This window comes from Streptomyces sp. NPDC001604 (assembly GCF_042893475.1).
Classification (GTDB): domain Bacteria; phylum Actinomycetota; class Actinomycetes; order Streptomycetales; family Streptomycetaceae; genus Streptomyces.
In genome coordinates, this window is record NZ_JBIAUY010000003.1 from 727,043 (window position 1) to 742,208 (window position 15,166).

At 67.8% G+C, this 15,166-nt stretch carries 12 protein-coding genes and 1 pseudogene; 8 read left to right on the forward strand and 5 right to left on the reverse strand.

Going from position 1 to position 15,166, the window contains the following annotated elements; all coding sequences use genetic code 11:
- Positions 1-109: 109 nt before the first annotated feature.
- Positions 110-1,111 carry a LacI family DNA-binding transcriptional regulator gene (locus ACFY1E_RS12725; protein WP_389074714.1) on the reverse strand — a complete coding sequence of 334 codons (1,002 nt, stop codon included), beginning with the start codon at positions 1,109-1,111 and terminating at the stop codon, positions 110-112.
- Between the two features lie 441 nt (positions 1,112-1,552).
- Here ACFY1E_RS12725 and ACFY1E_RS12730 point away from each other — a divergent pair, with 441 nt between their 5' ends.
- Genes ACFY1E_RS12730 through ACFY1E_RS12750 form a run of 5 tightly spaced genes read left to right on the forward strand, consistent with a single transcriptional unit; the run spans position 1,553 to position 8,068 of the window.
- Positions 1,553-3,106 carry an ABC transporter substrate-binding protein gene (locus ACFY1E_RS12730; RefSeq protein ID WP_389074716.1) on the forward strand — a complete coding sequence of 518 codons (1,554 nt, stop codon included), beginning with the start codon at positions 1,553-1,555 and terminating at the stop codon, positions 3,104-3,106.
- A 9-nt stretch (positions 3,107-3,115) separates the two neighbouring features.
- The gene (locus tag ACFY1E_RS12735) at positions 3,116-4,057 is read left to right on the forward strand and encodes an ABC transporter permease (RefSeq protein ID WP_389074718.1); all 942 of its coding nucleotides are present in this window, start codon (positions 3,116-3,118) and stop codon (positions 4,055-4,057) included.
- On the forward strand, positions 4,054-5,814 hold the full coding sequence (locus tag ACFY1E_RS12740; RefSeq protein ID WP_389074721.1) for a dipeptide/oligopeptide/nickel ABC transporter permease/ATP-binding protein: 1,761 nt from the start codon (positions 4,054-4,056) through the stop codon (positions 5,812-5,814). Before ACFY1E_RS12735 ends, ACFY1E_RS12740 begins: the two co-directional genes overlap by 4 nt.
- A complete protein-coding gene (locus ACFY1E_RS12745; RefSeq protein WP_389074723.1) occupies positions 5,811-6,647 on the forward strand; it encodes an ABC transporter ATP-binding protein in 837 nt (278 codons plus the stop codon). The genes ACFY1E_RS12740 and ACFY1E_RS12745 overlap by 4 nt, the downstream gene beginning before the upstream one ends.
- A gap of 56 nt (positions 6,648-6,703) precedes the next feature.
- Complete coding sequence (locus tag ACFY1E_RS12750) at positions 6,704-8,068, forward strand: GH1 family beta-glucosidase (protein ID WP_389074726.1); 1,365 nt, start codon at positions 6,704-6,706, stop codon at positions 8,066-8,068.
- Between the two features lie 150 nt (positions 8,069-8,218).
- On the opposite strand, the pseudogene ACFY1E_RS12755 reads toward ACFY1E_RS12750, so the two are convergent.
- The 3 genes and pseudogenes from ACFY1E_RS12755 to ACFY1E_RS12765 all read right to left on the reverse strand — a co-directional run.
- Positions 8,219-8,359, reverse strand: a pseudogene (locus ACFY1E_RS12755) (hypothetical protein); the annotation flags it as partial.
- Positions 8,360-8,437: 78 nt separating this feature from the next.
- Positions 8,438-9,076: a CoA transferase subunit B gene (locus ACFY1E_RS12760; protein WP_389074728.1), complete on the reverse strand. Its 639-nt coding sequence runs from the start codon at positions 9,074-9,076 to the stop codon at positions 8,438-8,440.
- On the reverse strand, positions 9,073-9,843 hold the full coding sequence (locus ACFY1E_RS12765) for a CoA transferase subunit A (RefSeq protein ID WP_389074731.1): 771 nt from the start codon (positions 9,841-9,843) through the stop codon (positions 9,073-9,075). The genes ACFY1E_RS12760 and ACFY1E_RS12765 overlap by 4 nt, the downstream gene beginning before the upstream one ends.
- 275 nt (positions 9,844-10,118) lie before the next feature.
- Between ACFY1E_RS12765 and ACFY1E_RS12770 the strand changes: the two genes are divergently transcribed.
- From ACFY1E_RS12770 to ACFY1E_RS12780, 3 genes are read left to right on the forward strand one after another with little or no spacing between them, the layout of a single operon-like run.
- Positions 10,119-11,177: a substrate-binding domain-containing protein gene (locus ACFY1E_RS12770; RefSeq protein ID WP_389074733.1), complete on the forward strand. Its 1,059-nt coding sequence runs from the start codon at positions 10,119-10,121 to the stop codon at positions 11,175-11,177.
- On the forward strand, positions 11,170-12,747 hold the full coding sequence (locus tag ACFY1E_RS12775; RefSeq protein ID WP_389074736.1) for a sugar ABC transporter ATP-binding protein: 1,578 nt from the start codon (positions 11,170-11,172) through the stop codon (positions 12,745-12,747). The genes ACFY1E_RS12770 and ACFY1E_RS12775 overlap by 8 nt, the downstream gene beginning before the upstream one ends.
- Positions 12,744-13,949 (forward strand): hypothetical protein, encoded by a 1,206-nt coding sequence (locus tag ACFY1E_RS12780; protein WP_389074738.1) that lies wholly within the window; start codon positions 12,744-12,746, stop codon positions 13,947-13,949. Before ACFY1E_RS12775 ends, ACFY1E_RS12780 begins: the two co-directional genes overlap by 4 nt.
- 264 nt (positions 13,950-14,213) lie before the next feature.
- On the opposite strand, the gene ACFY1E_RS12785 is transcribed toward ACFY1E_RS12780, so the two are convergent.
- A complete protein-coding gene (locus ACFY1E_RS12785) occupies positions 14,214-15,164 on the reverse strand; it encodes an alpha/beta hydrolase (protein ID WP_389074740.1) in 951 nt (316 codons plus the stop codon).
- Positions 15,165-15,166 lie beyond the last annotated feature (2 nt).

A 15,166-nucleotide genomic window follows, 5' to 3' on the forward strand; every position in this document is an offset into this window, starting at 1 on the left:
TTCCGTGACGAGGTCTGGAGGTGGGGACTGCCGAAGGGGCCGCGGGAACGGCGAGAGCGCGGTGGCCGGCAACCGCCTGTGCAGGCCCTGCCGGGGCCCGCACAGGCGGTCAAGCCGACTCGCGGGCCTCGAGCCGAACCTGCGGCTCGTATGGGCTTCCCGAGGACAGTGTTCCATCGAGCGCGGCCATCACGGTGTCCGCGTACAGCTCGGCGACGGCGGGAAGGTCTTCGACGACGGTGGTCAACGGCGGGTTGGCCAGCGCCGCGGCGGGGCTGTCGTCGACACCGATCACGGCCATGTCCCTGGGCGCTTCCAGGCCCAGCTGTCGCAGGCCGGCAAGCACGGTCATGGCCACCTCGTCGTTGAACGCGCAGATGCCGGTGACGGGGGAATCGGCGGCGAGCCAGGTCCGGATGGCGTCCGCGGCCGCACTCGGTGTGAGCGGGATGGTCCGGACGTCGGGGTCGGGCAGGCCGAGTTCGGCGCAAACGGCTCGGACGCCGTCCAGGCGCGGTCGGGCGAAGACTGCGACCCGCTCGTCGTCCGGGTACGCGTAGCCGAGGCGCCGATGGGAAGCGGCCAGATGGCGAGCCTGCGCAGCGCCGATCGCGTTCGCACTCGTGACGCTCACTTCAGACCCGAGCCCGCTGGAGTCGTACAGGGCGACGATCACCTCGATGCCGGCGGACCGCATCGCCGACGCGTCGGAGTCCGAGAACGGCTCAAAGGCCAGCACGGCGGCCGGCGTGAGCGCCTTCCAGATCTCGCCGAGCGAACGCGCGCCCCGGACGCTGGAGTGGACGACGAAGGTGAGATTGCGCTTCGCGAAAGCGAGCGTCAGCTCCTGGATGAGGTTCCCGACCGCATGGCCGAGGGGCCAGTCGGGCAGCAGACCCAGCACCACATCGGTACGCCCGTAGCGCAGGGTCCGCGCCGCGGGCGAGGGGGCATAGCCGAGCTTCTCCGCGGCCGCCAGCACTCTCTGCCGTGTGCCCTCGGTGATCTTCTGATGTTGCGTGTTGTTGAGGACGAAGCTCACCGTCGCCCTGGACACACCGGCCTCACGGGCCACGTCCGCACTCGTCACCCTGCTGCTTCGCGGTGCCATCGACGACCACCTTCCACGAACCTCTTGCGCAACGCAGGAGACACGGTTAATTTACGGGCACTCACTATAACGTGTTAACGACACGTTATAGCTACTCTCAGCAGCCACGATGCGAGGTGGTGCGATGGGGCGGCCCCGCCGGTTCATCCAGTCGCCGACATTGAAGCAGACGGCCTGTGCCGTGCAGCAGACGGAGTGATCCTCCGAGCTCGACGGCCGGCCAGGCCCAAGCAACGGTCCGGCCTCCGCGTGACCGCTCACGCGCTCCCACCCGGCCACCACCACAACAGCAGCGACATCCCACTTCGGCCGCCCGTCGCACAGGTAATCCCCCGCTTGAGGACCCGCTCGCCCGCACCGGACCATCCGCGTCAGCAGCCTCCTCACGAGCCCGCCCTACCCTCCCCAGTCCCCCGGCACCTCATACAACGGAGACCCTCGATGAAGAGAAGAACCGCACTCCAGGCCTCGATCGGCGTGGTGGCGACGCTCGCGCTCGCCGCCTGCGGCGGTGGGAACACCAGCGGTGGCAGTGCCGGCCCGGTGAACCTGACCATCGCCCTGTCCTCGGCACCGAACAGCCTGGACCCCGCGCAGGTGGCCGTCGGGCCCTTCCTGAACTACATGGACCCGGCCTACGCCTCGCTGCTGACCCGCAAGGCGGACGGCACCCTGGTGGCCGGGCTGGCCGACAAGTGGGGCTACGTGGGCAGCGGGAACACCAAGTTCCAGCTCACCCTGCGCAAGGGGGTGAAGTTCGCCGACGGCACGCCGATCACCGCCGCCGACGTCGTCAACTCGTTCAAGTACTTCCAGAAGGGCAGCGGACCCACCGCCTCCTACTTCCGTCCCCTGACCTTCTCGGCGCCGGACGGTTCGACCGTGGTGATCACCAGCCCGACACCGAACCCCGACATGGGAACACTGTTCACCCCCGCCTTCATGGGCGGCGCGATCATCAGCCCGGCGGGACTGAAGGCTCCGAAGAAGCTGGCCTCCGCGACCTTCGGCGCCGGGCCGTACGTGCTCAGCGCCCAGCAGTCGGTCTCCGGCGACCACTACGTCTACCTTCCGAACAAGAACTTCTACGACAAGGCCGCCGTCCACTTCAAGAAGATCACCGTCCGGGTGATGCCGAACGTCAACTCGCAGGCACAGGCCCTGAAGTCGGGGCAGATCGACGTCATGTACGGCAGTCCGGACGTGGCGCCGACCATCGCCGGCAACAAGTCGCTCACCGTGATCAAGACCCCCACCACCTGGGCCGGCCTGTTCCTCCTGGACCGCGACGGCACCGTCGTCAAGGGACTGAGCGATGTGCGGGTCCGCCAGGCGCTGAACTTTGCCGTCGACCGGGCCGCGATCACGAAGGCGGTCTACGGCGACTTCGGCGCGCCGGTCTCCCAGCCTGCGATGCCCGGCTACGACGGCTACAGCCCCGAAGCCGAGAAGATGTACCCCTACGACCCGGCCAAGGCGAAGCAGTTGCTGAAGGCTGCGGGATACGCGGACGGGCTGACGATCCCGGTGAATTACGGTTCGTTCGACCCCTCGACGACCAAGATGGTCCAGGCCGTTCAGGACCAGCTCTCCAAGGTGGGCGTCACCCTGAAGCTGAGGGCCGCCGCCAACTTCGGCGGCTGGATCAACGACTTGCTGACGAAGAAGTACGCGGCCACCGTGCTGTCGCCCGGCCAGGGTGGGGGTGCCAACTTCTACGCACAGCAGCCGGGGTTCACCAAGACGGGGATCATGAACGTCTTCGGTGTGGACGAACCGGACGTCACCGCCGCGTACGACCGGCTCGCCAAGTCGGACGCCCAGGCCGCCGGCGCGGCGGCGAAGGATCTCACCGATGTGATCGTGCGGAAGGCGCTCGCACTGCCGGTGTCGGCAACCGACACGATCGCCATGTACAACACCAAGCTGCACGGGGTCCAGTTCGGGAAGGGCACCGCCCAGCTCACCCCGAACACCACGTGGACAACTGGCTGACGAGGACCGATGCTCTCCATCATTCTCCGCAGGCTGGCGCTGTCCGTGCCGCTCCTGGTGGTCGTCTCGGCGATCACCTCGCTCCTGGAGTCGTTCGTGCCGGGTGACCCGGCGCGAACGGTCCTGGGCGTCAACGCCACCAAGGAGCAGTACGAGGCGCTCAGGGCCTCGCTCCATCTCGACAAGCCGTTCGCCGAGCAGTACTGGCTGTACCTGCGCGACATCCTGCACGGCGACTTCGGCGCCTCGCTGTTCAGCGGCGAGTCCGTCACCGGCACGATCGGGCAGCGTTTGCCGGTCACGCTGGCGCTGGTGATCGGGGCCACCGCGCTGTCGGCCCTGGTCGGTGTCCTGTTCGGGGTGTACAGCGCGACGCGCGGACGGTTCAGCCGCCGGGTGATCGACGTGGTGTCCCTGTTGGGCGGCGCCCTGCCCAACTTCTGGCTCGCGCTGATGCTCGTCTCCCTGTTCGCCGTCCGGTTCCCGGTCTTCCCCGCCACCGGGTACACCCCCTTCGCCCAGTCACCGGGGCAGTGGGCGGCCGGCCTCGTGCTGCCCGTGATCGCTCTGTCGATCGGGGGCGTCGCCATGATCTCCAAGGTCACCCGCGACGCGATGCTGTCCACCCTGAGCCTCGACTACATCAGAACCCTGCGCGCCTCGGGCGTCCGGCCCGCGTCCATCGTCTGGAAGCACGCCCTGCGCGGGTGCGGACTGCCGGTGGCGACCGCGGTCGGCCTGTCGGCGATCGCGTTCATCCCCGGCTCGATCTTCGTCGAGAACGTCTTCACCCTGCCCGGTCTGGGGACGACGGTCACCGACGCGACCAACCAGCACGATCTGCCGGTCGTACAGGGAGTGGCCGTCACCTTCACCGTGCTCGTGATCGCCGTGAACCTGCTCGTCGACGTCGTCTACAGCCTCCTGAATCCGAAGGTGCGTGTGGCATGACCGCTGCAGATCCGCCCGTGCCCGTGCGATCACGGACGCGCGCCAACCCCTTCACCGGCATCTGGCGCCGCCCCCTCACCGCGGCGGCGCTCGCCCTGGTCCTGGCGATCACCGTCGCCGTGATCCTCGCCCCGCTCCTGGCACCGCACCCGCCGCTGGCACAGGACCTGCTCCACGCCCGCTCCGGTCCGTCGGCAAGCCACCCGCTGGGCACCGACGACCTCGGGCGCGACGTGCTGAGCCGCCTGCTCTTCGGCGGGCGGCCGGCCCTGACGGGCGTGGCCATGGCCGTGCTCGTCTACGCGGTCCTGGGCATGTCCCTCGGTGTGCTGGCGGGCTATCTGCGCGGCTGGACCGACCGGGTCATCGTCGCCGTACTCGACGTGATGCTGTCGGTCCCGGCGATCATCCTCATGCTCGCCGTCCTGGCGATCTTCAGCCAGAGCAACACGGCCGCCATGCTCACGCTCGGCTTCCTCGCCTCCGCGGGCCTCGCCCGGATCATCCGCAGCTCGTGCATCGCCCTGCGCGAGGAACTGTTCGTGGACGCCGCCAAGGTGTCCGGACTCGGACCGGCACGGATCATGGCACGGCACATCTTCCCCGGCCTGATCGGGCAGTTGCTGGTCCAGGTGTGCCTCTTCTCGGGCATCGCCCTCGCCGTCCAGACCGGCCTCGGCTTCCTCGGCCTGGCCACCCCACCGCCCGCCCCGAGTTGGGGCGGCATGGTCGGGGAGGCCTCGCAGGTCATGCAGCAGGACCCCTACCTGCTGTTCGTCTCCGGCGGCCTGATCGGCCTGATGTCCGTGGCGTTCGGGCTGCTCGGCGACGGGCTGCGCGACCTCCAGGACGACCGGAGGCGTGGGACCGGCGGCCGACTTCGGCGGCCGCTGCCCGCGACCGCCCCCCAGGGCGCTGCCGAAGCGACCGACACACCACCGGACGCCGGTGTGCTCGTCGTGCGGGACTACTCGATCGCCTTCGCCACCCCGCAGGGCCCGCGTACCGTCGTCGACTCGGTCGGCTTCACCGTGAACGCCGGTGAGATCTTCGGCCTCGTGGGCGAATCCGGCAGCGGCAAGACGGTGACGGGTCTGTCGCTGCTGGGGCTGCTCGCCCCGGGCGGGGCGGTGACCGGCGGTTCGGCCTGGCTGGCCGGGACCCGGATCACCGGCCTGCCGGAGCGTGCCCTGCAGCGCATCCGCGGCAGCGAGATAGCCCTGGTGTCCCAGGAACCCATGGTGGCCCTCGACCCGAACTTCACCATCGGCTCGCAGCTCTCGGAGGTCATCCGCCGCACCGGTGACGTGAAGGGCGGGAAGGACGCCGTGCGGCAGCGGATCCGCGAGCTGCTGACCAGCGTCCACCTGCGCGATCCTGACGACATCGCGCGTCGGCACCCGCACGAGCTGTCCGGGGGCATGGTGCAGCGGGTCGTCATCGCCATGGCACTGGCCGGGTCGCCGAAGGTGCTGATCGCCGACGAACCCACCACGGCACTCGACGTCACCGTGCAGGCCGGCATCCTCGACCTGCTCCGGTCGCTGCGCGACGAGCGCGGAATGGCGATCATCCTGATCACGCACGACCTGGGCGTGGTGGCGGACACCTGCGACCGAGCCATCGTGATGGAGAAGGGCCGGATCGTGGAGGAAGGCCCGGTCGAGGACATCTTCTACAGGCCCCGCCATCCGTACACGAAGAAACTCATCGAAAGCACCCCCAGCATCGCGACGAGCGAGGGCAGGATCGCGTGACCGGCACACCCATACTCCAGGTCGACCGCCTCGCGGTCCGCTACCCCTCCCGGGGCCTGCGCAAGCCCCCGACCACCGTCATCGAGAACGTGTCGTTCGAGGTCGGCCAGGCCGAGACGGTCGCGCTCGTGGGCGAGTCCGGCTCGGGCAAAACCACCATCGGCAGAGCCGTCCTGGGACTGACCCCGGTCAGCGGCGGGCGCGTATTGCTCGACGGGCGGGACATCACACACCTCACCGGCCGAGCCCGCCGCGCGCTGTCCACCGACCTTCAGGCGATCTTCCAGAACCCCTACGGTTCGCTCAACCCCGCCCTGCCGGTGGGAAGGACCCTGGCCGAGCCCCTGCTCACCGGTTCGCCCCGCTCCCGCGCCGAAGTCCGCGACCACATCGCCGACCTGCTGCGCCGCGTGGGCCTGCCCGAGGACGCGGCCGACCGGTACCCAGCCCAGTTCAGCGGAGGACAGCGCCAGCGCATCGCCATCGCCCGGGCGGTGGCCAGGCAACCCAAGCTCATCATCTGCGACGAACCGACCAGCGCCCTCGACGTGACCACCCAGGCCGCCGCCCTGGACCTCCTGGGCGAGCTCCAGGAGTCACTCGGGTGCGCCTACCTGTTCATCACCCACGACCTCGCCGTCGTCAAGGAGTTCGCGGCACGCACCCTGGTGCTCCAGCACGGACGGATCGTCGAGGAGGGACGCAGCACCGACGTGTGCGACCGGCCCCGGCACGAGTACACGCAGCGACTGGTGGCGGCCGCCCCGGTTCCGGACCCGGTTCTGCAACGCAGCCGCCGGCAGAAGCGACTCGAGCTGCAAGCAACCTCATGACCTCGCCCGCGGCGCGACCTGACGCCGACCAAAGCCCACGCCAGGAGACCACCGCGATGAAGAACTCCCCCACGGAAGGCCGGATCGTGTTCCCCAGGGACTTCGTGTTCGGCGCGGCCACCAGCGCCTTCCAGATCGAGGGTGCATGGAACGAGGACGGGAAAGGCCCCTCGATCTGGGACACCTTCGGCCACACCCCGGGCAAGGTCCACCTGGACATCCCGGGCGACGTCACCGTCGACCACTATCACCGGTTCCGCGAGGACGTCGCCCTGATGCGCGACCTCGGAATCGACTCCTACCGCTTCTCGCTGAGCTGGCCCCGGCTGCTCCCCGAGGGGACCGGCACCGTGAACCGCGCCGGCGTCGACTTCTACCACCGCCTCCTCGACGAACTGGACGAGGCCGGGATCTCCCCCAACGTCACGCTGTACCACTGGGATCTGCCCCAGGCACTGGAGGACCGCGGCGGCTGGGCCAACCGCGATGTCGTGCGGTGGTTCCGCGACTACGCCGCCCTGGCGTTCGAGGAGTTCGGCGAGCGGGTGCCCCGCTGGGCGACGCTCAACGAGCCCATCGCGATCTGGGTCGGGTACGGCATGGGCATGTTCGCGCCCGGCCACGCGGACGCCCGGTTGGGCAAACAGGCCATGCACCACGCACTGCTCGCACACGGCGAGGCGGTCCGCGCCTTCAGAGAACTCGGCGCACCCGACTCGGAGATCGGGATCGTCGTGGACATCTGGAAGCAGCACCCCGCCACGGACGATCCCGCCGACGCGGCGTTCGCGACGCGGAACGAGGACGACTCCTTCCGGTTCTTCCTCGACCCGCTCCTGAAGAAGAAGTACAGCGAGCGCAACATCGAACGGCTCACCCGCGAGGGCACCCTGCCCGAGATCCGCGACGGAGACCTGGACCTGATCGCCACCCCGGTCGACTTCCTCGGCCTGAACGTCTACTCCAGGGTCGTCGCCAGCGCCAAGGACGCGGACAAGAAGTGGTGGGAGGTCAACCGCGAAACCCACCCCGGCGGCAACTTCCTGGACAACGGCATGGAGTTCTACCCCAAGGCCGTCTACGACGCCGTCAACCTGGTCCACGACGAATACGGCTGGACGGGGCCGATATACATCACCGAGAACGGCACGGTCGACGCCGACGGCGCCGACCCCTTCGACGACCAGGAGCGCATCCGTTACGTCCGCGGCTTCCTGGAGTGGACCGCCCGCGCGATCGACGAGGGCGCCGACGTACGCGGCTACTACCTCTGGTCACTCCTGGACAACTACGAGTGGTCCGCCGGCTTCAGCAAGCGCTTCGGCATCGTCCACGTCGAGCCCGACACCCTCGAACGCAAACCCAAAGCCTCGTACGCGTGGTACCGCGATGTCATAGCGCACCGGAGACTGGACGTCTGAAACCCTCCGCCGTACCGCTTTGGGGACCTGCGATCGGCAACCATCCGATCGAGGAGATCGCGCATCCCGTCGCTGTCGGCACCCGGGCGCCATGGGGCGGCGTGCCGTGGTGGTCGAAGCGGTCCAGGGCGGGTTGCGCGGGAGGGACGGTCAGCCGCCTGAGAGAAGCCATGCGACGGAGCCGGGTTCAGCGCTGTAGAGGGTGAGGGTGTGGCCGGGCTCCGCGGCCAGGGCCAGGGATTCCCAGGCCGGAGTGAGGTCGCCGACCGGGGGGTGGCAGCGTTTGGTGCCGGCGCCTCGCCGACTTCAGTGACTCGGTCCTTGGCAGCCAAGGTGCGCAGTACCTGGATAACCAAAGCGAGTGGAGGCTCACAGGGTGTCGACGGTGAGAACCGGCTCCGTCTTCTCACGGACTTCGTCGACAGTCACGCCAGGAGCAAGTTCGACGAGGTGGAGGCCGTCGGGTTGTACGTCGATCACCGCGAGGTCCGTGATGACGCGTTGAACCACGCGAAGACCGGTGTAAGGCAGTGAGCACTCGTTGACGATCTTGTAGCTGCCGTCCTTCGCGACGTGCTCCATGAGGACGGTCACCTTCTTGGCGCCGTGGACAAGATCCATCGCGCCGCCCATCCCCTTGACCATCTTCCCGGGAATCATCCAGTTGGCGATGTCGCCGTACCTCGACACCTGCATCGCTCCAAGGATCGCGGCGTCGATCTTGCCTCCGCGAATCATCCCGAAACTGGTGGCCGAGTCGAAGTAGCTCGCACCTCGGCGCACCGTCACGGTCTCCTTGCCTGCGTTGATCAAGTCGGCGTCTTCCTCGCCGTCGAGCGGATATGCCCCGACGCCGAGGATTCCGTTCTCGGACTGCAGCACGAGCTCGACATCGGCGCTGACGTAGTTGGGAACGAGGGTGGGCAGCCCGATCCCGAGATTGACATACGCGCCGTCGGACAACTCGCTCGCAGCTCGCGCCGCCATCTCTTCACGACTCCAGCTCATGCCGTACGCACCGTCCTCTTCTCGATCCGCTTGTCCGACGCCTGTTCCGGGGTGAGCGCCACGACGCGCTGCACGAACACGCCTGGCGTGTGCACGTGGTTCGGATTCAGTTCGCCGGGTTCGACGAGCTCCTCGACCTCAGCGATGGTCACCCGCCCGCACATGGCCGCCAGCGGATTGAAATTCTGTGCGGAGTCCCTGTAGACGAGGTTGCCGTGCCGGTCGCCTCTCCAGGCCCGCACCAGGCCGAAGTCCGCGACAATCGCCTCCTCGAGAACGAACTCGCGCTCGCCTTCGTGGGTCTCGAAGACCTTGGTCGGCTTCACCGGGGAAGCCTTGACCACCTGCCCCTCTGACCCGTACTGCCAGGGAAGTCCGCCGTTGGCCACCTGGGTGCCGACGCCGGTCGCCGTGTAGAACGCGGGGATCCCCACCCCGCCTGCACGCATGCGCTCAGCGAGGGTTCCCTGGGGCGTCAGCTCCACTTCCAGCTCGCCCGAGAGGTACTGGCGGGCGAATTCCTTGTTCTCGCCGACGTACGACGAGACCGTGCGGCGGATACGCCGGGCCGCCAAGAGCCGGCCGAGTCCCCAGTCGTCGACACCGCAGTTGTTGGACACGACTTCCAAGTCGGCGGTGCCGACTGCCAGCAACGCCTCGATGAGAACCGAAGGGATGCCGCACAGGCCGAATCCGCCGACGGCCAGCGTGGCGCCGCTCGGAATGTCTTCGACGGCTGCCGCGGCGCTCGACCGCACCTTGTCCATGACTGTCCGCTCCTCTCGGTCCAAGTGGCGCCATGAAGCCATGACTCCGGTCGGCGGCTCAATCGGATCGGGGACTTCGACGCAGAACTGGTCGCACCCCGATCACCTACGACGCCCACCGTCCACTCAGTGGACGCAACCGGACGAGCCCGATCTGTGCGGTGGGCCCAGCAGTGGGCCCCGGTACCGAAACCCTTGACACCCCTCTTAGCCCCGCTCACAATGCGTTTCGCCCGTATTAAATATTATGCACGATGTGCAGGAGGTCGGGCCGCATGATCGCTTCGCGCAGGACACAACTACGCAGGTCCAGCTTGTTGATGGGGGCCATGCTGGCCGTCGCCTCTCTGCTGCTCACCGCCTGTGGCGGGAGCGCTGCCGGTACTTCCGGCAAGGGCGTTCTGATCGGTGTCGCCTTCCCGTCGCAGGCTCAGGAGCGCGTGGGCTTCGAGACAAGGATCCTCAAGGAGGAAGCGGAGAAGAACGGCGACAAGGTCATATTCAACTTCGCCCAGGAGAACATGGCCACACAGACCAGCCAGGTCGAAAGCATGCTGCAGCGGGGCATCAAGGTCCTCGTGCTCATGCCGGTCGAGGCCGAAGCGGCCGCGCCGCTCGTGCGGAAGGCCGAGGGCCTTGGCGTGAAGGTGATCACCTACGACCGTCGTGTCGTCGGAGCTCCCGTCAGCTACCACATCGAGCGCAACAACTACGAGAACGGCAAGCTGCACGTCGAGTCGGCTCTCGCCGCGAAGCCGTCCGGCAAGTACGCCATCATCCGTGGCGACAAGGCGACGATTGCCGAGAACGACATGTCCAAGGCGTACGACAAACTTCTGCTGCACAACCCGAAGATCCGGGTCGTCTACGACAAGAACATCGTCGGCTGGGACTCGGCGGCCGCTCAGAAGGCTGCCGAGGCGGCGCTGCAGAAGGACCCGGACATCGTCGCGTTCGTCGTGATGTGGGACAACGGCGCACAGGCAGTAGCCCAGGCGATCAAGTCGGCCGGCAAGAAGCCGGGCAGCGTCTGGGTGACGGGGACGGATGCCTCCAAGCCCAGCCTGACGTTCATCGCGCAGGGCTGGCAGGGAGAGACCGTCTGGACTCCGGTCGACGAGATGGCTCGGAAGGCTGCCGACCTGGCACATGACCTCGCCACGGGCAAGAAGCTCCCGAAGCCGGACGCCGTGGTGGACGGTGTGAAGACCGACTACGTGCGGCTGACCAGCATCACGAAGGGCAACCTGTGCGACTTCGTCAATCGGGTCGCCCCCAAGGGATGGGTCACCGAGCAGGAAGTCTTCCCCTCTGGAAGGGGCAACTGTGGCTGACACGAGCGCTCCCCCGGCAGGCCGGTGCGTGGCGTCCGGCGGGGCGCCGCTCCTGATCGGACGCGGCCTCCAGAAGGCGTACGGCGGTACGACCGTGCTCAGGGCGGTCGACTTCACCGTGAACGAGGGCGAGGTCCTGGCCGTCGTCGGCGAGAACGGTGCCGGGAAGTCGACGCTGATGAAGATCCTCGCCGGGGTCATCGGCCACGGTGACTACGAGGGCACCGTCGATCTCGCCGGCGATCGCTGCGAGTTCACGTCGCTGCGAGCAGGTGAGGAAGCCGGCGTCGTGCTGGTTCCGCAGGAGCTGCACGTCGTGCCGCACCTGTCGATCGTGGAGAACATGTTCTCGGCTCATCTGCCGGGTCGCTTCGGCTTCTACGACAAGCGCGAGGCCGTCGCGCAGGCGCGAGCTGCGCTCGCTCTCTTCGACCTGGAGGTCGACCCGCGCAACCCAGCATCCGTGCTGACCCCCTCGGAGCGCAGGCTGATCGTCCTGGCCGCCGCACTCCACCGCTCGGCGAAAGTCCTGATCCTCGACGAGCCCACGGCGGCGCTGACGGACGCGGAGACCGATGTCCTCCTGGAGCGGCTGTGGCAGTGCCGCCAGGCAGGGCTCGGGATCTGCTACATCACGCACAGGCTCGACGAGCTGGACCGCATCGCGGACCGCGCGATGGTCCTCCGCAACGGCACGCTGGCAGCGCGGTTCGACGAGATCCCGTCCCGGGCGGAGCTCGTGAGCGCGATGCTCGGAGAGACATTGGAGTCTCGCCAAGCCCTCGCCGAACGTCCGGCGGGCGTACTCAACGACGAACCCGTGCTCCGTGTGCGTCAGTTGAAGGTCTTCACCGCCGACGGCAGCAAGCGCGCTCGAGTGGCCGGCGTCGACCTCGACGTCCACCCGGGTGAGATCGTCGGTCTCTACGGGCTCGTCGGCGCCGGCCGGACCGAGCTGGCGCGTGCGCTGTACGGTGTCTGGCCCGGCAAGGTCACCGGCGAGTGCGAAATCGCTGGATCGGCGGGCTTGCCCGCGCGATCGCACGAGGCGGTTCGTCGCGGCCTGTCGCTGCTCGCTGAAGACCGGAAGTCGCAGGGGATTCTTCCGGGACAGTCGGTGGCCGACAACATGACGGCCTCGATGCTGGGCGACGTCACCCGGATGCGCTGGTTCGTCGACAAGCGCAAGGAGCGTCGACGGGTCGACGACCTCATCGAGAAGCTCGGGGTGCGGCCTCCGCGCCCTGCCCTGCCGATCGAAGCCCTGAGCGGCGGCAACCAGCAGAAAGTGCTCCTCGGGAGGTGTCTCGTCGACGATCTGAGGGTTCTCATCCTGGACGAGCCCACGCTGGGCGTCGACATCGGCGCTCGGCGGGACATCTACCAGCTGGTCAGGACCATCGCGCACCAGTCACGGGTGGGTGTGCTGCTCATCTCCAGCGACGTGGACGAGATCCTGACCGAGTCGGATCGCGTCCTCGTCATGTACAAGGGCCGGCTGCAAGGCGAGTTCTCGCGGGAAGCCAGTGCCCATGATCTGCTGTCGGCCGCGACGGGAGCCTCCTCATGACGAACACCCCTGCAATTGCCACCGCGCCCTCCTCTCGGAAAAGCCCCGCTGCGGAGCGGGCACGCGGAGCGAAGAGCAGCGTCCTGCGCATCCTCACCGCCCGCTCGACAGTGCTCGCCGTCGCTGCGTTCGTGCTCATCCTGTATTTCGACGAGGCGTCCGGAGGGCTGTTCATCACGTCGACGAACGCCTCCCTGCTGCTGCGTCAGACCGCCGTGGTCGCGGTGGTGGCGTCCGGGGTGGCGATCCTGATCATCATGGGAGAGATCGATCTCTCGGTCGGAAGCGCCGTCTTTCTGACGGGACTCGTCGCCGCGAAGTGCCAGGTCGCGGGGTGGGGACTGATTCCGAGCATCTTGACCGCGCTCGCGGTCGGGCTCGGCCTGGGGTTGGTCCAGGGCATCGTCGTCACAGCTCTCGCAGTGCCTGCGTTCGTCGTCACGTTGGGCGGATTGCTCCTGTGGCGCGGCGTCGGCCTCATCTGGACCGACGCGGCCTCGATCGGGCCGGTCCAGCCCAACTTCAGCTCCATGACGGAGGGAAGGACGCCGAACGCGATCGCTGTGGTGCTCGCGGTGACGCTCGTTGCGATCGTGGCCTGGCGTGCGGTGGTCAAGACTTCTCACTCGGCGGTCACCGGCCAGGCGCGGATGGTCGCGGTCGCCGCGCCGGTGGCCGGAGCGGTGCTGGCGGCGCTGATCCTGCTCTGGGTCGCCTTCGGTGACGCGGGCCTGCCGAACGCGATCCTGTGGATCGCCGCTGTCATGCTGATCCTGGGTCTGGTTCTGAACGCGGCGAAGTTCGGACGCCGCGCGTTCATGCTGGGGTCCAGCCGCGACGCGGCGGTGTACGCGGGCATCAACGCGCCGCGCACCGTCATGATCGGCTTCCTGCTGATGGGGGCGATCTACGGCATCGGCGGCGTCATGCTGCTTGCTCGCGTCGGCACGTCGACAGCGGATTCCGGTGTGAACATCGAGATGGTCGCCATCGCAGCCGCGGTGATCGGCGGAAACTCGCTCCGCGGCGGGATGGGCTCCATCCAGGGAGCCGTCCTCGGAGCGTTCCTGCTCTCCACCATCGACAACGGAATGAGCCTCCTGGGCGTCTCCACCTACGCGGAGAACATCGTCAAGGCGCTCATCCTCGTGCTCGCCGTGGGTATCGACGGCTACTTCACTCGTCGCCAGTCGCTGAGGTAGCACGGCGACTTCACGCCGCACGCGACAGGCGTGGCTTCCACCGTCGTCCGTGGCGAGGATCCTGTGCGGGGTCCCCGCCACGGAAGACCTCTTTCACGATCACGCGACGTGCGCAACGCAGCGCCGCCGGCCGCGCCCGATTCGCTGACACGCAGTCCGGCTGGTGGCCGCGGTTCCCAGCGGCCACCAACTTGAACACCTCTGAACCGCGACGGACAGGGCAACGCCCTGGCGTCGGGTGAGTCTCCGCATCGGCCCGTGACGTCAGATCGATTTCAGGACGCGATGCCGACTCGCACCCGCCCGCAGGGAGATCTCGGCCGTCGGTACGAAAGCCTCGAACGCGTGAGGGACACGTGGGAGAACGTGCAACTCGGTGCTGGCCCCCGCGGAGTAGAGCTGCTGAGCGTAGGCGATGCTCTCGTCCCTGAAGATGTCGAGTTCGCCGACCTCTATATAGGCGGCCGGAAGTCCGGAGAAGTCCTTCAACCGGGCGGCGGCACCGTAGGGGGAGACGTCCGGACCACCGACAGTGGAACCCAGCAATGCACCCCAGCCCGTCATGTTGTCGTCGTAACCCCACGGGATCCAGGTCGTGAAACCAGGGTCGGGTGTGGTGTTGCGATCGTCGAGCATGGGGTAGATCAGGATCTGCCTGGCGATGGAAGGGCCGTCGTGGTCGCGTGAGTAGATGGCCAGGCTGGCGGCGATGCCGCCGCCTCCGCTGTCCCCCATGACCGCGATGCGGTCGGGGTCGACCCCCAACTCGGGCGCGTTCGCGGCGAGCCACTGAAGTCCGGCGTAGCAGTCCGTCACCGGAATCGGTGCCGGAAACTCGGGGGCCTTGCGGTAGGCGACCGACAGGAAGGGCACACCCGTGGCCGAGACGTACCGGGCGACGGGGCCGTCGTACAACTCCATCCTGCTGGCGATCATCCCGCTGCCGTGGGCGTACAGCACGGCCGATCCCGGGTTCGCTTCGCCCTTGGTGTACCAACGCAGAACAATTCGGGCGCCGTCCTGTGCGGTGGTTTCGTAGTCCTTGATGGTGACGTCGCCGGGCATGGGCAACTGTCCGAACATCATCAGCTGCATCTTGTCGAAAACGGCGCGACGAGAGGCGACGTCACCGACGGCCATGGGCTCCACCTCACCGAAACCCTCGAACAGGGTCTCGACGCCTTCAGCGATCTCCGGATCCAGCGAGAAGGACAACT